Origin of the sequence: Leifsonia sp. NPDC077715 (assembly GCF_040686855.1) — a bacterium.
In the GTDB taxonomy this organism is placed as follows: Bacteria; Actinomycetota; Actinomycetes; order Actinomycetales; family Microbacteriaceae; genus Leifsonia.
The window spans coordinates 504,073-522,756 of record NZ_JBFBOG010000001.1 but is presented as its reverse complement, the minus strand read 5'-3'; the positions used below and the strand labels follow the sequence as shown (position 1 = coordinate 522,756).

Sequence of the window (18,684 nt, the reverse complement as noted above, 5' to 3'; positions counted from 1 at the left end):
TTCAGGCATGACCGAACTCACCGAGCTGGTCGGAACGTGGATGCAGCGCCAGCGCTGGTACTCGACCAAGAACGTCCAGCCGCGCCTGCGCCTCCTCGCCTCGTTCGACGCCGAACCCGCGGGCGACGACGCCCGCATCGTCACCCACTTCTTCGCCGACGACGCCCCGCGCACGCCGCGCGTCTACCAGGTGCCGGTGGTCGCGCGGGTGAGCCGCGACGGCGACGAGGCCGCATTCATCGGCGAGGCCGGCGGCCGCTACCTCTACGACGGGTCGACCGAGGAGGCGTACGTCGCCTCCCTCGTGGACCTGATGACCGGCGCCGAGCGCTCGGAGGGCCGGGATGCGCACGCGCAGGGCCACACGCTCGGCGGGCGGCTGACGGTGCGCTCGTCCCGCCGGCTGACGGCGGAGCAGTCCAACACCTCCATCGTCGGCGAGCTGGAGGACGGCCGCCCGGCGCTGATCAAGGTGTTCCGCGTGGTGCAGGACGGCGAGAACCCCGACGTCTCCACGCTCGCCGCGCTCACCGCCGGCGGCTCGCGCCGTACGCCCGCGCTGCTGGGCTGGCTGACCGGCTCGTGGCCGACCGCCGACGGCGGCACCGCCTCCGGCGAGCTCGCGCTCATGCAGGACTTCGTCCCCGGTGCGGAGGACGGCTGGGAGCTCGCGGTCAGCGCGGCGGAGCGCGGGGAGGACTTCGCCGACCGGGCCCACGCGCTCGGCGCGGGGACGGCCGAGCTGCACCGGCTGATGGCGCGGGAGCTGCCGACCAAGCCTGCATCGTCGGACGACGTCGCCCAGGCGCTCGACGGCATGTTCCGCCGGCTGACGGTCACGACGACCGAGGTGCCGGAGGTGGAGGACCTTCGCGCCGGGATCGCGGCCGTCTACGAGGAGGCCGCGGCCGCACCGCTCCCGCTCCTGCAGCGCATCCACGGCGACCTGCACCTCGGCCAGGTGCTCTACGCGCCGGAGCGCGGCTGGCAGTTCATCGACTTCGAGGGCGAGCCGCTGCGTCCCCTCGCCGAGCGCGCGCTGCCCGACGCCACGATGCGGGACGTGGCCGGGATGCTGCGCTCGTTCGACTACGTTGCGGGCTCCCTCGCGCGCCGCGAGTCGCCGGTGGACGCGAGCGGCTGGGCCGCCGACGCCCGCCAGGCGTACCTCGACGGCTATGCGTCGGTCGCGCCCGGCGAGATGGACCACTTCCGTCAGCTCCTCGACGCCTTCGAGCTCGACAAGGCCGTGTACGAGATCGCGTACGAGGCGCGGCACCGCCCCTCGTGGATCCCGATCCCGCTCGCCGCCGTGCAGCGTCTCCTCGCGACGCGCGTCGGCTAATGCGACGGCATTCGTGCCGAATGTGCGCTCTGGCCGCCTCGTAGCGCACATTCGGCACGAATCGCGGCTGGGGTGGGGGGTGGAGATTCGGCACGAATGCGCGGTATGGCGGCGCGATAGCGCACATTCGGCACGAATCGCGTCAGACGCCGGTGAACCGCGGGGGGCGCTTCTCCTGGAAGGCGCGGAAGCCCTCGCGGTAGTCGGCGGTGTCGCGGAGGGCCGCCTGGGCGGCGTTCTCGGCGGCGACCGACGACCAGAGGTCGAGGGTGCCGTCGCGCAGGCCGGCGACGATGCGCTTGCTCGCGAGGAAGGCCTGGGTGGCGCCGGTCGCGGCGGAGGCGGCGGCCGCATCCACCTCGTCCTGGAGTGACGCCGCCGGCACGGCGCGCGAGAACAGACCGCCCGCCACGGCCTCACTCCCCGAGAGCAGTCGGCCGGAGTAGATGAGGTCGAGCGCGCGGTGCGGGCCCAGGCGCGAGACCAGCAGCCAGTGCCCGCCGGAGTCGAGGGAGGCGCCCAGCGCGGCGAACGGCGAGCCGATCTTCGCGTCCTCGGCGACGTAGACCACGTCGGTCGCGACGAGCAGGCCCAGACCGACGCCGAGGGCCGCTCCCTGGGCGGCGGCGAAGGTCGGGGCGGGGAACGCGGCGATGCGCTGCAGCAGGGGCGTGACCAGTCCGTCGAGGTAGCCGCTCACGTCGTCCGTCGCGGGGTCGACACCCGCGATGTCGCGGCCGGCGCAGAACGCGCGGCCCTCGCCGCGCAGCACCAGCGCGCGCACTCCCGCGGCCTCCGCATCGGAATACGCCGCGGTCAGCGAGCGCAGGTCGTCCGGGCCGAGCGCGTTGAGGCGCTGCGGCGCGTTCAGGGTGATCCGTGCGATCCCGTCGGCGATGTCGAGCTCGATCATGGGGCTCCTCAGACGTCGTAGTCGACCACGACGCGGTCGGTGAGCGGATGCGACTGGCAGGTGAGCACGTAGCCGCGCTCCAGCTCCTCCGGTTCGAGGGCGTAGTTCTCGGTCATCCGCACGTCGCCCGTGACGAGCCGCGCGCGGCAGGTGCCGCAGACGCCGCCCGTGCAGGCGAACGGAACGTCCGGCCGCACGCGCAGCGCGGCGTTGAGCACGGACTCGTTCGCGTCCATCGGAGTGGTCACCGTCGAGGTGAGGCCGTCGAGGGTGAACTCGATCTCGGCCGTCTTCTCGCCGTCGTGGACCACGACCGGGCGGCCGGAGTCACCGCGCGGCTCGCCGGGCTCTCCCGTGGTGAACAGCTCGAAGTGGATGCGGTCCCGCTCCACACCGGAGGTCTCCAGCACGTCGCGGCACAGCTGCACGAGCTCGAACGGTCCGCACAGGAACCACTCGTCCACGGAGTCCGGCGGGATGAGCGTGTCCAGCATCCGCCGGAACCGCTCCTCGTCGATCCGGCCCGAGAGCAGCGGTGCGGAGCGCTGCTCGCGCGAAAGGACGTGGTGCAGCGCGAGGCGGGCGGGGAAGCGGTCCTTCAGGTCGGCCAGCTCCTCCAGGAACATGACGTCGATCGCCGTCCGGTTGGTGTAGACCAGCGTGAACCGGGCGGTCGGCGAACCGGTGAGGATACTGCCGGCCAGCGCCATGAGCGGCGTGATCCCGGAGCCGGCGGCGACGCCGACGATGTGCCTTCCGTCGAGGCGCGCTGTGTCGACGGTGAACGTGCCCTGCGGGCTCATCACGTCGATCCGGTCGCCCGGGCGCAGCTCGCTGGTCGCCCAGGTGGAGAACGCGCCGCCGAGGTCGCGCTTGATCGCGACGCTGATCCGGCCGGGACGCCCATCCACCGGCGGCAGCGGCGGACGGCAGATCGAGTAGCTGCGCCGCAGCTCCCGGCCGCCGACGTGCGCGCGCAGCGCGACGTGCTGGCCGGGCAGGTAGTCGTACTCGCCGCGCAGCTCGTCGGGCACGGCGAAGGTGACCTCGACGCTGGCGGCGGTGAGCGGTCGCACCTCGGCGACGGCGAGCTCGTGGAACCGGGCGCGCGCCATCCTCAGAGCGCCTTGAAGTGGTCGAACGGCTCCCCGCAGCCGCGGCAGACGAACAGCGCCTTGCAGGAGGTGGAGCCGAAGTGCGCGATCTCGCGGGTGTCGAGCGAGCCGCAGTGCGGGCACTTGACCGACAGGCGCAGGCTGACCGGGCCCGTCGTGGGCGCGGGCGGCGCGATGCCGTACTCCTTCAGCTTGGAGCGGCCGGCGCCGCTGATCCAGTCGGTGGTCCACGCCGGCGACAGCACGAGGTGGACGCGCACCTCGCCGAAGCCGGCGGCGGACAGGGCGCGGACGACGTCCTCGCGGATCGCATCCATCGCCGGGCAGCCGGAGTAGGTGGGCGTGATGACGACGTCGACGCCCTCGTCGGTCACGGTCACCTCGCGCAGCACGCCGAGGTCGTCGATGCTGAGGACGGGCACCTCCGGGTCGACGACGGAGGCTGCGGCCGACCAGGCGCGCGCCGCGTCGGCATGATGCGTGCGCGTCACCACGACGCCCCCGGATGCTGTCGGGCGAGCACCTGCATCTCCGCGAGCAGCGGGGCTAGGTGCTCCGAGTGGCGTCCGTGCCGGCCACCGCCCGCTGCATGGAACGCCTGCGCGAGGTCGAGCTCGGCCTCGGCGAGCACGGGCGCGATGTCGGCGTCGAACCTCACGCGCAGCGACGACGGCCGCACGGCGATGCCGTCCAGCGCATCGAGCACCGGCTCGTCGGCGAACAGTTCGTCGACGTACGGCCAGACGTCCTCGAGCGCGCGCAGGGTGCGGCGGCGGGACTCGTCGGTTCCGAGCGCGAGGCGCAGCATCCACTGGTCGGCGTGGTCGCGGTGGTAGTCGACCTCCTTGACCGCCTTGGCGGCCACCCCGGCGAGCACCGGATCGGCGGAGGCGCGCAGCCGGTCGTAGAGCGCGTAGAGGTAGTGCGCGGCGGCGAACTGGCGGACGATCGTGTGCGCGAAGTCGCCGTTCGGCTGCTCGAACAGGTGCGCCGAGCGGAAGTCGCCCTCGTCGCGCCAGTAGGCGAGGTCGTCCTCGGTGCGCCCGGTCGCGGAGCCCGCGTAGCGAAGCAGCGAGCGGGCGTGACCGAGCAGGTCGAGGGCGATGTTCGCGAGCGCGACGTCCTCCTCCAGCTCCGGGGCGCGGGTGATCCACATCCCGAGCCGCTGGGCCAGCACCAGGGAGTCGTCACCGAGCCACAGGGCGTACTCGGCGACCTCGGGGGAGGGCGGGGTGTCGGAGGCGACGAACTCGTCCGAGAGCGTCACCGCGGACAGCTCGACGTGGCCGTGATCGAGATCGGTCACAGGTGCTTCACCCCCTCGGCGGCGGTGTAATAGGTGGCGTGCCGGTAGTTCTTGCCGGCGGGCGACGTGAAGAAGGCGCCCTTCGCATCCGGGTCGCTGGCGGTGATGGCGTCGGAGGGGACGACCCAGATCGACACGCCCTCGCCGCGGCGCGTGTAGAGGTCGCGGGCGTTGCGGACGGCCAGCTCCTCGTCGGGCGCGTGGAGCGAGCCGACGTGCACGTGGGACAGGCCGCGGGAGGCGCGGACGAAGACCTCCCAGAGCGGCCACTGCTCGGCGGTCATGCGACGGCTCCGGCGGTCTCGCGGCGGGCCGCCTGCTTCGCGGCATACGCGGCGGCGGCCTCCCGCACCCAGCGTCCCTCCTCGTGCGCCTCGCGTCGGCGCTGCAGGCGCTGCGCGTTGCACGGGCCGCGGCCGGCGATGACCTCCTTGAGCTCGCTCCAGTCGATCGGGCCCAGGTCGTAGGCCTGGCGCTCCTCGTTCCAGCGGAGGTCGGGATCGGGCAGGGTGACGCCCAGCGCTTCCGCCTGCGGCACCAGCATCGCGACGAAGCGCTGCCGCAGCTCGTCGTTCGAGAAGCGCTTGATGTTCCACGCCATCGAACGGGCGGAGTTGGGGGAGTCGCCGTCCGGCGGCCCGAACATCATCAGCGACGGCCAGTACCAGCGGTCCACCGCATCCTGCGCCATCCGCTGCTGCTCGGGGGTGCCTCGCATCAGCTCGAGCAGGATCTCGAAGCCCTGCCGCTGGTGGAAGGACTCCTCCTTGCAGATGCGGACCATCGCGCGGCCGTACGGCGCGTACGAGCAGCGGCACAGCGGCACCTGGTTGCAGATCGCGGCGCCGTCGACCAGCCAGCCGATCGCGCCGATGTCGGCCCAGCTGAGAGTCGGGTAGTTGAAGATCGACGAGTACTTCGCCTGCCCGGAGATGAGCTGGTCCATGAGCTCGTCGCGGGTGACGCCCAGCGTCTCGGTGGCGGAGTAGAGGTACAGTCCGTGGCCGGCCTCGTCCTGCACCTTGGCCATGAGGATGGACTTGCGCTTCAGGCTCGGCGCACGCGTGATCCAGTTGGCCTCCGGCTGCATGCCGATGATCTCGGAGTGCGCGTGCTGCGACATCTGCCGGATGAGGCTGCGGCGGTAGTCGTCGGGCATCCAATCGCGCGGCTCGATGCGCGAGTCGCTTGCGATGAGCTCGTCGAAACGTGCCTGCTCGGCGGTCGGCTCCGCGGTGGTGGTCTCCATCGACCTCCCCTTTGCTGATCTTTACTTACTGATCGTTCGGTCAGTATATCCCTCGACGGGTGCCGCGTGCCAGACTGAACGGGTGACGGACACGGTGGATTCGGACACGCTGCGCCGGGGACGCCCCGGCTACGACCAGCGCGGCATCCTCGAGGTCGCCGTGGCCGCGTTCAACGAGCACGGCTACGACGCGACCTCCATCGGGATGCTCGCCGAGCGCCTGGGGCTCTCGAAGTCGGCGATCTATCACCACGTCGCGTCCAAGGAGGAGCTGCTGCGGCTCGCGCTGGACGAAGCACTCGACGGCCTGGAGGGCGTGCTGCGGGCGCCCGAAGCGACCGAGGGTCGTGCCGCCGACCGTCTGGCGTACGTGCTGCGCGGCGCCGTGCGCGTGCTTGCGGAGCGGCTGCCGTACGTGACACTGCTGCTGCGGGTCCGCGGCAACACCGAGGTCGAGCGCGCCGCGCTGGAGCGTCGCCGCGCCTTCGACCACGCCGTCGCCGACCTCGTCGCCGAGGCCCGTGATGAGGGGAGCCTGCGCACCGACGCCGACCCCGCCGTCGTGGCACGCCTCCTCTTCGGCATGATCAACTCGCTCACCGAGTGGTACACCCCCGAGGGCCCGCTCAGCCCCGACGACCTCGCCGACACCATCCTCGCGCTCGCCCTCCGCTGACCCGCTCGGCGCCGAACGGGCTGCTACTTGGCGACGAGGGTGAGGACGTCGTAGGTGGCGACGAGCTCGTCGCGCTGGTTCAGGATGCGGGCGTCCCAGCGCACCTCGCCGTAGTCGTCGGTCTCCCGCGGCGTGATCTGCTTAGCGGTCAGGGCGACGCGGATGCTGTCGCCGGGGACGACCGGCGTCAGGAACCGCAGATCCTCGAGCCCGTAGTTCGCCAGGACGGGACCGGGCTCGGGATCCACGAACAGCCCCGCCGCCCACGACACCAGCAGGTAGCCGTGCGCCACCCGACCGGGGAAGAACGGGTTCGCGGCCGCCGCGTCCTCGTCCATGTGCGCGTAGAAGGTGTCGCCGGTGGAGGTCGCGAACTCCTCGATGTCGTCGAGCGTGACCCGCCGCGGGCCGGCCTGCACCTGGTCGCCGATCCGCAGCGTCGCGAGCGACTTGCGGAATGGATGCGGTCCGTCCGCGCTCGCCGCGGCCCCGGGATGCCACACCCCGGTGATCGCGGTCAGCAGGTCGGGAGATCCCTGCAGGGCGGTCCGCTGCATGTGGTGGAGCACCGCGCGGATCCCGCCCAGCTCCTCGCCACCGCCAGCGCGTCCCGGTCCGCCGTGCACGAGGTGCGGCATCGGCGACCCGTGCCCGGTGGAGGTGCGCGCGTCGTCCCGGTCGAGCACCAGGATGCGTCCGTTGTACGCGCCGGAGCCGAGCACGAAGGCGCGCGCGAACTCCGGGTCGTGCGTGGCGACGCTGGTCACCAGCGACCCGCCGCCGCGCGCCACGAGCGCGACCGCCTCCTCCGCGGTCTGGTACGGCAGGATGCTCGCGACCGGCCCGAACGCCTCGACGGTGTGCGCCTCGGGCGTCCACGCGTCCGTGAAACGCAGCAGCACGGGCGCGACGAACGCGCCCTCGGGTGCGGTCCCGACCGTCCCGTCGCCGCGCGTCACCGTCGGCTGGTCGAGCCCGCCGAGCACGAGCTCACCGCCGGCCGCCACGAGCCGGGAGACCTGCCGCAGCACCTCCTCGCGCTGCCCGCGCGATGCGAGTGGCCCCATGGTCACACCCTCCGCCCGCGGGTCGCCGACGACCACGCGCGACGCGACCCGCTCGCGCATGGCGCCGATCACGTCGTCCACGAGCGGCGCCGGCACGATCGCGCGCCGGATCGCCGTGCACTTCTGCCCCGACTTGGCGGTCAGCTCGACCACCAGCCCCTTCACGTACGCGTCGAACTCCGGCGTGCCGGTCACCGCATCCGTCCCGAGCACCGATGCGTTGATGGAGTCGGTCTCGCTCGTGAACCGGACCCCGCCGGTCTGCACCGAGTCGTGGGCACGCAGCTTCTCGGCCGTCGAGGCGGACCCGGTGAACGCCACCAGATCGCCGAGCCGCAGGTGCTGAAACAGGTCCGGGACGCCGCCGCTGACCAGCTGCAGGGACCCCGCCGGAAGCAGCCCGGACTCCACCATGATGCGCACCGCCGCCTCGGCGATGAACGCGGTCGGCGTCGCCGGCTTGACGAGCGTCGGCATCCCGGCCAGGAACGACGGCCCCAGCTTCTCGAGCATCCCCCAGACCGGGAAGTTGAAGGCGTTGATCTGCACAGCGACGCCGGGGAGGCGCGTGAAGACGTGGCGACCGAGGAAGCTTCCGTCCTTCGACAGCTGCTCCGCCGGCCCGTCGAGCACGACCTGCGCATTGGGCAGCTCCCGGCGGCCCTTGGACCCGTAGGTGAACAGGGCGCCGATGCCGCCATCCACGTCGATCCACGCGTCGGAGCGGGTCGCGCCGGACTGCAGCGACAGCTCGTACAGCTCGTCCTTCCGCTCGGTGAGCGCCTGTGCGAGCTGCTTCAGCAGCAGGGCGCGCTGGTGGAAGGTCAGCTCACCGAGCGAGGCCTGGCCGACCGTGCGCGCGTGCTCGAGCGCACCCGCGAGGTCGAGCCCCGCCGCGCTCACCTGAGCGACGGGCGCGCCGGTGGACGCGTCCAGCACCTCGGCCGCACCGCTTGCGTCGTCGGGCGCCCACCATCCGTCGCGGATGTAGCTGGGCAGCACCGTGCTGGGCAGGATCATGAGAGGCCTCCGGAGATCGAGGGACGAGTGGATGCGTAAGCTGGCCGCATGGCCGACGGCGACTGGACGATCGAACTGGGCGAGCTCGACGTGAAGATGGGGGTGCGCATCCTGGAGCAGTCCGCGGAGCGCGTCGTGGCGACCATGCCGGTGGAGGGCAACCGCCAGTCGTTCGGGCTGCTGCACGGCGGAGCGTCCGTCGCGTTCGCCGAGGCGCTGGGGTCGTGGGCGGCGGTCATCCACGCGGGGCCCGGACGCAGCGCGGTCGGGGTGGACATCAACGCGACGCACCACCGGTCGGTCCGGTCGGGTCTGGTGACCGGTGTTGCGACGGCCATCCGGCTGGGGCGCACGATCGCGTCGCACGAGATCGTCGTCAGCGACGAGGACGGCAACCGGCTCTGCACGGCGCGCATCACGAACCTGATCATCGACGCTCCGGAGCGGTAGGGGAGTCGCGGGTCCAGTCGTAGAAGCCGTTCCCGGACTTCTGCCCGAGCATCCCCTCCGCGACCATCCGCCGCAGCAGCTCCGGCGGCTCGAACCGCGGACCGAGCTCGCGCGCCAGGTACTCGGCGATGTCGAGCCGCACATCCAGCCCGACCATGTCGGTCAGCCGCAACGGCCCGACCGGATGCTTGTAGCCGAGGGTCATCGCCGTGTCGATGGCCTCCGGTGTCGCGACGCCCTCCTCGACCATCCGGATCGCCTCCAGCCCGAGCAGCACGCCGAGGCGCGAGGATGCGAAGCCGGGGGAGTCGCGGACCGTGATCGCCGTCTTGCCGAGCGCCCCGACCCAGCGGGCGGCGTCCTCGGCCGCCGACGGCGCGGTCGCGGATCCGGTCACCAGCTCGACCAGAGTGGAGGCGGGGACCGGGTTGAAGAAGTGCATCCCGAGGAACGCTCCCGGCCGCTCCAGCCCCTCCGCCAGCACGTCGATCGACAGCGACGACGTGTTGGTGGCGAGCACCGCGTCCACCGGCAGCAGGTCCTCGGCGCGGCGCAGCGCCTCGCGCTTGAGCCCGACGAGCTCGGGCACCGCCTCGATCGCGAACCCGGCGCCGTTCAACGCCTCCCACGTGACCGTGACCAGCAGCCGCTCGGGGTCGGGCGCGGCCGCCCCACGGCGGACGCTGCCCTCCACGTTCGCGAGGATGCGGTCGCGCGCCTCCGCCGCTGCGGATGCGTCCCGCTCCACCACGACGACCTCGGCGCCCGCCATGAGGAACGCATGCGCGATCCCCGAGCCCATCCGGCCGCCGCCGATCACCGCGACCCTGTCCGGCAACGCGCTCATCGCGTCCTCCTCCGCTCCAGGAACTCCGTCATCCGCCGCCGCTTCTCCGGCGACTCGAACGCCTGCGCCTGCGCCTCCCGCTCGGCGGTGGGATGGTCGGCGAGCGGCGCCCGCAGCACCCGCTTGGTGAGGCGGGTGGCCAGCGGGTCGTTGGCGGCGATCCGGTCGGCGAGCGCGTGCGCGGCGCGAAGCAGGTCGCCGGGCTCGTGGAGGCTGCCGACGAGGCCGGCGGCCAGCGCCTCCTCCCCGGTCAGGATGCGGCCGGTGAGCACCAGCTCGGTCGCGAGCGGCAGGCCGACCAGCTGGGGGAGCCGCCAGAGCGCGCCCGCGGCGGCGATGATGCCCAGGCCGGTCTCGGGGTTGCCGATGCGCAGGCGCGGGGTGCCGATCCGCAGGTCGGCCGCGTACGCCAGCTCAGCACCGCCGCCGAGCGCGTAGCCGTCGAGCGCGGCGATGACCGGCATCGGCAGTGCGGCGACCCGGGAGAAGACCGTGTCGTTGATGCCGCTCTCGGCGTCCTCCGCGGTCCGCTCGCGCAGCTGGGCGATGTCGGCGCCGGACGCGAACACGCCGTCCGCCCCGGTCAGGATGAGGATGCGCGGCTCGCGCTCGAGCGCCGCGCACACCTCGTGCAGCTCGTCCACCATCCGCTGGTCGATCGCGTTCCGGCGGTCCGGCCGGTCGAGCGTGACGACCACCCGGTCGGGCGCCTCCTCGACGCGCAGCGTCTCGGTCATACCGCCTCCACGATCAGCGAGGTGCCCTGGCCGACGCCGACGCACATGGTGGCCAGGCCGCGGCGGGCGCCCTCCCGCTCCATCCGGCCGAGCAGCGTGACGAGGATGCGTGTCCCGCTCGATCCGAGCGCGTGGCCCAGCGCGATCGCGCCGCCGTCGGCGTTGACGGTGGCGGGGTCGAGGCCCAGGCGCCGGATGCACGCGAGCGCCTGGCTGGCGAAGGCCTCGTTGAGCTCGACCGCGTCCAGGTCGGCCACATCGAGTCCGGCGCGGGCGAGAGCCTTGCGCGTGGCGGGGACGGGTCCCAGCCCCATGACCTCCGGCGCGACGCCTGCGCTCGCCGCCGCGACGATCCGCGCCCGCGGGGTCAGCCCGTACCGCTCGATCGCCTCGCCGCTCGCGACCAGGATCGCCGAGGCGCCGTCGTTGAGCGGGGAGGCGTTGCCGGCGGTGACCACGCTGCCGCCGGCGACGACGGGCTTCAGCCGTGCCAGCGCCTCCATGCTGCTGTCGCGCCGGATGCCCTCGTCGGCGGACACGGGTCCGGCCGGCGTCTCCACCGCCAGCAGCTCGTCGTCGAATCGGCCGGCGTCCGCGGCCGCCGCCGCGCGCCGGTGGCTCTCGAGCGCGAACGCGTCCGCCTCCTCGCGCCGGATGCCGTCGATCCGCGCGACCTCCTCGGCCGTCTCGGGCATCGTGTAGGTCGCTTTGTCGCGGGCGAGCAGCCGGGGGTTGGTGAAGCGCCAGCCGATCGATGTGTCGTACTGGGGACCGGGCTTCGCGAAGGCGCGCTCGGGCTTGGCCTGGACCCACGGCGCCCGCGTCATCGACTCGACGCCGCCCGCGACGACGAGGTCGGCGTCCCCGGCCCGGATGGCCTGCGCCGCCTGGATCACCGCGGTCAGGCCCGATGCGCACAGCCGGTTGACGGTCATCGCGGGCACCTCGTCGGGCAGCCCGGCGAGGAGGACGGCCATCCGCGCGACGTTGCGGTTGTCCTCGCCCGCCTGGTTCGCCGCCCCGAGGACGACCTCGTCGAGCGCGTCTGCCGGCGCACCGCCGCGCCGAACGGCCTCGGCGACGACGAGCGCCGCCAGGTCGTCGGGACGGACCGCCGCCAGTGCGCCGCCATAGCGGCCGACCGGCGTGCGCACGCCGCCGACGAGGTAGGCCTCCGCCATCGCGCTCTCCCTCGAACCCGAATTACCGAACGATCGTTCAGTTGCTCCCATCGTTGCAGACCCCGCCCTCGCGGGCAACCACGCCGCGCCCACGGCCCCCCGCCATCGAGTCCGCGAAGAGTGCACGCGACACGCCGCCCAGCCGTGCACTCTTCGCGGACTCGATGGTGGGCGGGGAGGCAGGGTGGGCGAACCGCGAGGTCGAAAGGGAGGATTTCTCTGGCCGGGGGCGGTGATCGGCCTCTTCGTGCCGCGGGGTCCGACGTGTCGGGGGCGATGTCCTCCGTTCCCCACCACTCGGCGAGCCCGCGCAAAAGGGAGGAGGTCGCAGCCGACGCGCCGTGGGATGTGGCGGAGCGGAGGAGATTCGGGCCCGGCGCGTGGTGATGTCCTCCGTTTTGGGCGGAGGGGGTGGTGGCGGTCAGGACGGGGCGGGGCGGCGGCGGTCAGGACGGGGCGGGGAGGCGGCGGCGCGCCGACAGCTCGGCGTGGGCGACGATGTACGCGAGCACCACCACCGTGCACACCACCGTCGCCAGGGCCGGCAGCAGCGCGCCGACCGGGATGAGCAGAAGCGGCAGCGCGACGTTCGGCACCGCCCAGCGCAGCACCGCCGGCAGCGGGTCGCCGTAGCGCCGGGAGATGATCGCGTTCGTCAGGTAGAACAGCGCGATCCCTCCGCCCAGGCAGACCGCGAGCGCGAGCGGCAGCGGCTCGAACGGGTGCGCGATCGCCTCCGCGAGAGCGGCGGACACCGCGGTCACCCCGGCGAGCAGCAGGTAGGGCAGGAACGCGACCGTGTCCCGGATGCCGCGCACGTCCCTCCGCTCGCGCAGCCGTTCGAGGCCGGCGCGCATCGCATCCACCCCGAACAGGAAGAACGACCACGCCAGGCCGCTTGCGACCAGCAGAGCGAGGAAGCCGACCACGCCCGCGGCCACCGTCCACGCGTCGGATACGGCGGCGACCAGGCTGAGCACGGTCTCGCCGAGCACGATGATGACCAGCAGCCCGAACCGCTCCGCCAGGTGCTCGACGTTGAGCGATTCGAACCGGCCCGACGCCCAGTGCGACGCGGTCGTCACCAGCAGGGTCACCTCGATCGCGATCGCGATCGCCCACAGCACGTAGCAGGCGGGCTCCGGCATCCAGATGGACACCATCCACACCACCGCGGTGACCCCGTTGTACGCGGCGATCCGGATGCGCGCCGACGCCCCGTCGCGCCACGACAGCCGCACCCACACGACGAGCAGCACGATCCGGATGGCCGCGTTGCCCGCCGCGAACAGCCACGCCCGCTCGCCGATCGCCTCCGGCGCCGCGACCGCCATCGCCCCGACCGCGAACATCGCGGCAAGCATCACGACCGAGAGTCCGCGCCGGGTGAGCTGCGTCGAGACGTTCACGACGAACGTCAGGTTGCCCCACGACCACCACACCGCCGCGAACAGCACGAGGAACACCCCGATCGACGCGAAACCGGGATGCACGTGCAGCCCGTGCGCCAGCTGTCCGACGAGGGCGACGAAGATCAGGTCGAAGAACAGCTCCATCCAGTCGGCCCGCGAGGGGTCGCGGTCACCGCGCCGGAGGGGGAGCCGCGGCGTCATCGCAGATCGTGATCCTCGAACACGAGCGACGTCTTCGTGTCGCGCACCGACGGGATGCTGGTCAGCTCCTCGAGTACCACGCGCCGCAGGTCCTCGTTGTCGCGGGCGCGTACGAGAAGGATGACATCGAAGTCGCCGCCGACCAGCGCGAAGTGCTCCACCTCGGGGATGCCCTGCAGCCGATCGCGCAGGTCGTGCCAGTCCGCCTGCTCCACCCGCAGCGTCACGTACGCCGACGAGGCGCGGCCGGAGAGGCGCGGATCCACCTTCGCCGTGAAGCCGGTGATCACCCCGTCCGAGACCAGGCGCGACAACCGCGCGTAGGCGTTGGCGCGTGAGACGTGCGCAGACTCCGCGACCGCCGTGATGGAGGCGCGGCCGTCGGCGCGCAGAGCGTCCAGGATGCGTACGTCGATGTCGTCCATGGTGGTGGACAGTCTGGCACCGAACGCGAGCGAGCGCATCCATTCGTCTCGATCCTTCTCCATCCGTAGCGCGGAGCGTCCGGCGAAGTCATCCTGGGGAGGAGCGACGTCTTTCGAAGGAGAACAGATGCACGCGGACGATCTGCTGCCCGGCGACACCCCGCTGCGGCTCATCGACCAGGACGGCCGTCACCACCCCGACGACCGGCACCCGATCCCGTCCACCGCCGCCCTGCTCGACGGCTACCGGCGGCTGGTGCTCGCGCGCCGGATCAACGACCAGGCGGACGCGCTGGTCCGTCAGGGCAAGCTCGCGGTCTACCCGTCGTCGCACGGCCAGGAGGCCTGCGAGGTCGCCGCCGCCATGGTGCTGGACGAGCAGGACTGGCTGTTCCCGACCTACCGCGACACCGTCGCCGTCATCGAACGCGGCGTCGACCCGTTCGAGGCGTTCGTCCTGCTCCGCGGCGACTGGCACTCGGGATACGACCCGCGCGTCCACCACGTCGCCCCGCAGTCGACGCCGCTCGCGACACAGCTGCTGCACGCGGTCGGCTTCGCGCACGCCGCCCGGCTGCGCGGCGACGACACCGTCGTCCTCGCCCTCTGCGGCGACGGCGCGACGAGCGAGGGCGACTTCCACGAAGCGCTGAACTTCGCCGCGGTGTTCCACCTGCCGGTGGTGTTCCTCGTGCAGAACAACGGCTACGCCATCTCGGTGCCGCTGAGCCGCCAGACCGCCGCGCCGAGCATCGCCCACAAGGGCATCGGCTACGGGATGCGCGGCCGGCTGGTCGACGGCAACGACCTCGCCGCGCTGCTCGCGGTGCTCGGCGAGGCCGTGACCGAGGCGCGCGAAGGCGGCGGACCCACCCTCGTGGAGGCGCTGACCTACCGGATGAAGTCCCACACCAACGCGGATGACGCGACCCGCTACCGCACCGCCGACGAGGTGGAGCCGTGGGTCGCCCGCGACCCGCTGCTCCGGTTGCGCACCTGGCTGACCGCCGAGGGCGCGCTGGACGACGGCGACGACGCCGAGGCGCACGCTCACGCCGAGCGCATCGCCGCCGAGCTTCGGACCGCCGTCATGGCCGACGCCGAGCCGCACCCCGAGGAGCTGTTCGCGCACGTCTACGCGACGCCCACCCCGCAGCTGCGGGAGCAGGCGGCGCAGCTCGCGGACGAGCTGGCCGCCGCGTCCACCGGATCCACCGCATCCGCCACCGAGGAGGCCGCCCGATGACGCTCATGCACGACGCCCCCGCCGCGCCCGGCGCCGCCGACGCACCGGTCACCATGACCATGGCGCAGGCGCTCAACCGCGCGCTCGCGGACGCCCTCGCCGCCGACCCGTCCGTCCTCGTCTTCGGGGAGGACGTCGGCACCCTCGGCGGGGTCTTCCGTATCACCGACGGCCTCACCGCCCGCTTCGGCGAGGACCGCTGCTTCGACACCCCGCTCGCCGAGTCCGGGATCGTCGGCACGGCCGTCGGCATGGCCATGAACGGGATGCGCCCGGTCGTCGAGATGCAGTTCGACGCCTTCGCGTATCCGGCGTTCGAGCAGGTGGTCGACCATGTCGCCAAGATGGGCAACCGCACCCGCGGCGCCATCCGCCTGCCGATGGTCATCCGCATCCCCTACGCGGGCGGGATCGGGGGCGTGGAGCACCACTCCGACTCCTCCGAGGCGTACTACGTGCACACGCCTGGGCTCACCGTGGTGTCGCCCGCGACCCCGCAGGACGCGTACGGCCTGCTGCGCGCGGCGATCGCCTATTCCGACCCGGTCGTGTTCCTCGAGCCGAAGAAGCTGTACTGGTCGACGGGCGAGGTGGACACGCAGGCGCCGCTTCCCGAGCTCGGCCGCGCACGCGTCGCCAGGGAGGGGACCGACGCGACGCTGATCGCCTACGGTCCGTCGGTGCCGGTCGCGCTCGCCGCGGCGGAGGCGGCCGCCGAGGACGGCCGCAGCCTCGGTGTGATCGACCTCCGCTCGCTGGTGCCGTTCGACGACGAGACGGTCTGCGCCGCGGTCCGCGCCACCGGACGCGCGGTCGTCATCGCGGAGGCGCCGGGATTCGCGAGCATGGCCGCCGAGATCGCCGCGCGCGTCTCCGAGCGCTGCTTCCACCACCTCCTCGCGCCGGTCCGCCGGGTCACCGGCTTCGACACCCCGTTCGCGCCGCCGAAGCTCGAGAAGTTCTACCTGCCCGATGTCGACCGGGTGCTGGACGCGGTGGATGCGCTGCAGTGGGAGGACGCATGAGCCCCCGCGTGTTCACCCTCCCGGACCTCGGGGAGGGTCTGACCGATGCCGAGCTGGTGCGCTGGCTGGTCGCGGTCGGCGACACCGTAGCTACCGACCAGCCGATCGCGGAGGTCGAGACGGCGAAGTCCGTTGTGGAGGTGCCGTCGCCGTACGCCGGCACGGTTGCCGCGCTGCACGGGGGCGAAGGGGAGACCATCCTCGTCGGGGCGCCGTTGATCGAGGTGGAGGAGGAGTCGGCCGCGACGGCCGAGCACGTCGTCGCGCCTGCCGCGTCCGGCTCGGGCCAGGTGCTGGTCGGCTACGGGACCGTGGAGCACGGCGCTCGCCGCCGCCGCGCCGCCCGCGGGTCGACGCTCACCGCCTCCCGCTCGGCCGTCGCCTCGCCCTCCGCACCGCCGTCGCGGAGCGTGGTGCCGGTGATCTCGCCGGTCATCCGTTCGCTGGCGCGCAGCCACGGCATCGACCTGGCTACGCTGCGTCCGAGCCGACCGGACGGGGTGATCACGCGCCGCGACGTGGAAGCGGCGTTCGCCACCGCGCCGACGGCCCCGACCGCGCCGGCCACGACGGCCCCCGCGCCCGCCGCCTCGCCCGCGGTCACCGAGGACTCCCGCATCGGTCTCGCCATCGCGGCGACCACCCCGTTCTCCCGCCTCCGCCGCACCGTCGCCGAGACGATGACCCGCAGCCGCTCGGAGATCCCCGAGGCGACCGTCTGGGTCGACGTGGACGCGACCGACCTCTGGGAGGGACGCCGACGCCTCGCGCGCGACGGCCGTGCGCCGTCCTTCCTCGCGTTCGTTTCGCGGTTCGCCCTCGCGGCGCTCGCTCGGCATCCGGAACTCGCCGGCCGGGTGACCCCGGACGGGCAGGGCATCACCACCTTCGACGGCGTGAACCTCGGCTTCGCCGCCGACACCGACCGCGGCCTCCTCGTCCCCGTCGTCCGCCGCGCCGACCGCCTGTCGGTCCGGGAACTCGACGCGGAGCTCGACCGGCTCGCCCGCGCCGCGCGCGAGGGGACGCTTCCTCCGGCCGACCTCACCGGTTCCACCTTCACGATCAACAACTACGGCAGCCTCGGCGTGGACGGCAGCGCGGCGATCATCAATCACCCCGAGGTCGCCATCCTCGGCCTCGGCCGGGCGATCGAGCGCCCCTGGGTCGTCGACGGCGCGATCGTGCCACGGCGCATCCTCCAGCTCTCGCTCGTGTTCGACCACCGGGTCACGGACGGCGGGGTCGCGGCGGGCTTCCTGCGCGAGATCGCGGACGCGATCGAGTCGCCGCTCGGCCTCCTCGCCGACACGCCCGGACCGCTGGGTGCGCGGGCGTAGGGTGACGGCATGAGCGACAAGAAGAACGACGACGACTACGACCTCAGCGAGGAGAAGGAGGTCGCGCCCGAGGAGAACATCGACTGGCTGCCCCAGCCGGAGCCCACCGACGGCGAGGCGCCCGCCCCCTGAACCGGCCAGGAAGCGGTCAGTCGCGGGCATAGGGTGAGGGGAGTGACCTCTCGCTCCCTCCCGCTCTGGCTCGCCCTCGTCTTCGCCCTGCTCTGCGGTGCGCTCGTCGCCATCCAGTCGCGGATCAACGGCGAGCTCGGCAGCCGGCTGGGCGACGGGTTCACCGCGGCCGCGATCTCGTTCGGGTCGGGCCTCATCATCCTCACCGTCGGGCTGGCCATCGCCCCCGCCGGTCGTCGAGGGCTGGCGAAGGTGCGGGACGCGCTCGCGACACGGCGCATCCGCTGGTGGTACGTCTGCGGCGGCGTCGCGGGGTCGTTCCTGGTGCTCTCCCAGGGCATCGCGGCCGCCGCGCTCGGCGTCGCGCTGTTCACCGTCGCCGTCGTCGCGGGCCAGACGATCAGCGGCCTGGTGCTCGACCGGGTCGGCATCGGCCCGGGCGGACGCCGTCCGCTCACCGCCGCGCGCCTCCTCGGCGCCGTGCTCGCCCTCGGCGCGGTCACCTGGGCCGTCTCGGCGCAGTTCGGCGGGAGCGCCCCGGTGTGGCTGATGATCCTGCCGTTCATCGCGGGTCTCGGCACCGGCTGGCAGCAGGCGGTCAACGGCCAGGTCCGGGCGATCTCCGAGAGCGCGCTCAGCGCGACCTTCATCAACTTCGCGACCGGCACGACCGTCCTCGTCGTCCTGATGCTCGTCCGCTGGGCGATGGTGGGCCTGCCGACGTCGCTCCCGGCCGAGCCGTGGCTCTACATCGGCGGCGCGCTCGGCTGCGTCTTCATCGGCGTGACCTCGCTGCTGGTCCGCATCACGGGCGTCCTGCTGCTGGGTCTTGCGACGGTCGCCGGCCAGCTCACGTCCGCGCTGCTCCTCGACATGCTGCTGCCGACCTCGGGACACGCGCTGGCGTTCTCGACGATCGGCGGAACCCTGCTCGCGATCGTCGCCGTGGCGATCGCCAGTATGCGCTGGGGCTGGCGCAGCCGGACCGCCTGACGGC

20 protein-coding genes are annotated in these 18,684 nt (G+C 72.9%); 8 read left to right on the top strand and 12 right to left on the bottom strand.

Annotated features, from left to right (window positions below; translation table 11 throughout):
- Positions 1-7: 7 nt before the first annotated feature.
- Positions 8-1,345, top strand: a complete 1,338-nt coding sequence (locus AB0P25_RS02530) for a hypothetical protein (RefSeq protein ID WP_363805213.1) — start codon at positions 8-10, stop codon at positions 1,343-1,345.
- Between the two features lie 142 nt (positions 1,346-1,487).
- On the opposite strand, the gene AB0P25_RS02525 is transcribed toward AB0P25_RS02530, so the two are convergent.
- The 6 genes from AB0P25_RS02525 to paaA are packed head-to-tail and all read right to left on the bottom strand — an operon-like array spanning position 1,488 to position 5,928.
- Positions 1,488-2,258: an enoyl-CoA hydratase-related protein gene (locus AB0P25_RS02525; protein ID WP_363805211.1), complete on the bottom strand. Its 771-nt coding sequence runs from the start codon at positions 2,256-2,258 to the stop codon at positions 1,488-1,490.
- An 8-nt stretch (positions 2,259-2,266) separates the two neighbouring features.
- Entirely contained in the window at positions 2,267-3,373 is a 1,107-nt protein-coding gene (gene paaE / locus AB0P25_RS02520) for a 1,2-phenylacetyl-CoA epoxidase subunit PaaE (protein ID WP_363805210.1), read from the bottom strand.
- Between the two features lie 2 nt (positions 3,374-3,375).
- Complete coding sequence (gene paaD / locus AB0P25_RS02515) at positions 3,376-3,864, bottom strand: 1,2-phenylacetyl-CoA epoxidase subunit PaaD (protein ID WP_363805208.1); 489 nt, start codon at positions 3,862-3,864, stop codon at positions 3,376-3,378.
- Entirely contained in the window at positions 3,861-4,649 is a 789-nt protein-coding gene (paaC, locus tag AB0P25_RS02510) for a 1,2-phenylacetyl-CoA epoxidase subunit PaaC (protein ID WP_363806226.1), read from the bottom strand. Before paaC ends, paaD begins: the two co-directional genes overlap by 4 nt.
- Positions 4,650-4,675: 26 nt before the next feature.
- The gene (paaB, locus tag AB0P25_RS02505; RefSeq protein WP_064109639.1) at positions 4,676-4,963 is read right to left on the bottom strand and encodes a 1,2-phenylacetyl-CoA epoxidase subunit PaaB; all 288 of its coding nucleotides are present in this window, start codon (positions 4,961-4,963) and stop codon (positions 4,676-4,678) included.
- Positions 4,960-5,928: a 1,2-phenylacetyl-CoA epoxidase subunit PaaA gene (paaA, locus tag AB0P25_RS02500; protein WP_363805207.1), complete on the bottom strand. Its 969-nt coding sequence runs from the start codon at positions 5,926-5,928 to the stop codon at positions 4,960-4,962. The genes paaB and paaA overlap by 4 nt, the downstream gene beginning before the upstream one ends.
- Positions 5,929-6,010: 82 nt before the next feature.
- Between paaA and AB0P25_RS02495 the strand changes: the two genes are divergently transcribed.
- The gene (locus tag AB0P25_RS02495; protein ID WP_363805206.1) at positions 6,011-6,604 is read left to right on the top strand and encodes a TetR/AcrR family transcriptional regulator; all 594 of its coding nucleotides are present in this window, start codon (positions 6,011-6,013) and stop codon (positions 6,602-6,604) included.
- A 23-nt stretch (positions 6,605-6,627) separates the two neighbouring features.
- Here the strand turns inward: AB0P25_RS02495 and paaZ are convergent, their stop codons facing one another.
- Positions 6,628-8,691 carry a phenylacetic acid degradation bifunctional protein PaaZ gene (paaZ, locus tag AB0P25_RS02490; protein WP_363805205.1) on the bottom strand — a complete coding sequence of 688 codons (2,064 nt, stop codon included), beginning with the start codon at positions 8,689-8,691 and terminating at the stop codon, positions 6,628-6,630.
- A gap of 48 nt (positions 8,692-8,739) precedes the next feature.
- Here paaZ and AB0P25_RS02485 point away from each other — a divergent pair, with 48 nt between their 5' ends.
- Complete coding sequence (locus tag AB0P25_RS02485; protein WP_363805204.1) at positions 8,740-9,141, top strand: hotdog fold thioesterase; 402 nt, start codon at positions 8,740-8,742, stop codon at positions 9,139-9,141.
- Here the strand turns inward: AB0P25_RS02485 and AB0P25_RS02480 are convergent.
- From AB0P25_RS02480 to AB0P25_RS02460, 5 genes are all read right to left on the bottom strand, one after another.
- Positions 9,119-9,988: a 3-hydroxyacyl-CoA dehydrogenase family protein gene (locus AB0P25_RS02480; protein ID WP_363805203.1), complete on the bottom strand. Its 870-nt coding sequence runs from the start codon at positions 9,986-9,988 to the stop codon at positions 9,119-9,121. The genes AB0P25_RS02485 and AB0P25_RS02480 overlap by 23 nt on opposite strands.
- Positions 9,985-10,725, bottom strand: a complete 741-nt coding sequence (locus AB0P25_RS02475) for an enoyl-CoA hydratase/isomerase family protein (RefSeq protein WP_363805201.1) — start codon at positions 10,723-10,725, stop codon at positions 9,985-9,987. The genes AB0P25_RS02480 and AB0P25_RS02475 overlap by 4 nt, the downstream gene beginning before the upstream one ends.
- Positions 10,722-11,906, bottom strand: a complete 1,185-nt coding sequence (locus tag AB0P25_RS02470) for an acetyl-CoA C-acyltransferase (protein WP_363805200.1) — start codon at positions 11,904-11,906, stop codon at positions 10,722-10,724. Before AB0P25_RS02470 ends, AB0P25_RS02475 begins: the two co-directional genes overlap by 4 nt.
- Positions 11,907-12,352: 446 nt before the next feature.
- Entirely contained in the window at positions 12,353-13,519 is a 1,167-nt protein-coding gene (locus AB0P25_RS02465) for a low temperature requirement protein A (RefSeq protein ID WP_363805199.1), read from the bottom strand.
- The gene (locus AB0P25_RS02460; RefSeq protein WP_363805198.1) at positions 13,516-13,944 is read right to left on the bottom strand and encodes an Lrp/AsnC family transcriptional regulator; all 429 of its coding nucleotides are present in this window, start codon (positions 13,942-13,944) and stop codon (positions 13,516-13,518) included. Before AB0P25_RS02460 ends, AB0P25_RS02465 begins: the two co-directional genes overlap by 4 nt.
- Before the next feature lie 127 nt (positions 13,945-14,071).
- Here AB0P25_RS02460 and pdhA point away from each other — a divergent pair, with 127 nt between their 5' ends.
- Genes pdhA through AB0P25_RS02435 form a run of 5 tightly spaced genes read left to right on the top strand, consistent with a single transcriptional unit; the run spans position 14,072 to position 18,680 of the window.
- On the top strand, positions 14,072-15,190 hold the full coding sequence (gene pdhA / locus AB0P25_RS02455) for a pyruvate dehydrogenase (acetyl-transferring) E1 component subunit alpha (protein ID WP_363805197.1): 1,119 nt from the start codon (positions 14,072-14,074) through the stop codon (positions 15,188-15,190).
- Entirely contained in the window at positions 15,187-16,215 is a 1,029-nt protein-coding gene (locus AB0P25_RS02450) for an alpha-ketoacid dehydrogenase subunit beta (protein WP_363805196.1), read from the top strand. The genes pdhA and AB0P25_RS02450 overlap by 4 nt, the downstream gene beginning before the upstream one ends.
- Positions 16,212-17,555 (top strand): dihydrolipoamide acetyltransferase family protein, encoded by a 1,344-nt coding sequence (locus AB0P25_RS02445; RefSeq protein ID WP_363805195.1) that lies wholly within the window; start codon positions 16,212-16,214, stop codon positions 17,553-17,555. The genes AB0P25_RS02450 and AB0P25_RS02445 overlap by 4 nt, the downstream gene beginning before the upstream one ends.
- A gap of 9 nt (positions 17,556-17,564) precedes the next feature.
- Complete coding sequence (locus AB0P25_RS02440; RefSeq protein ID WP_283810106.1) at positions 17,565-17,687, top strand: hypothetical protein; 123 nt, start codon at positions 17,565-17,567, stop codon at positions 17,685-17,687.
- 42 nt (positions 17,688-17,729) lie between these two features.
- Entirely contained in the window at positions 17,730-18,680 is a 951-nt protein-coding gene (locus AB0P25_RS02435) for a DMT family transporter (protein ID WP_363805194.1), read from the top strand.
- The last annotated feature ends 4 nt before the right edge of the window (positions 18,681-18,684 follow it).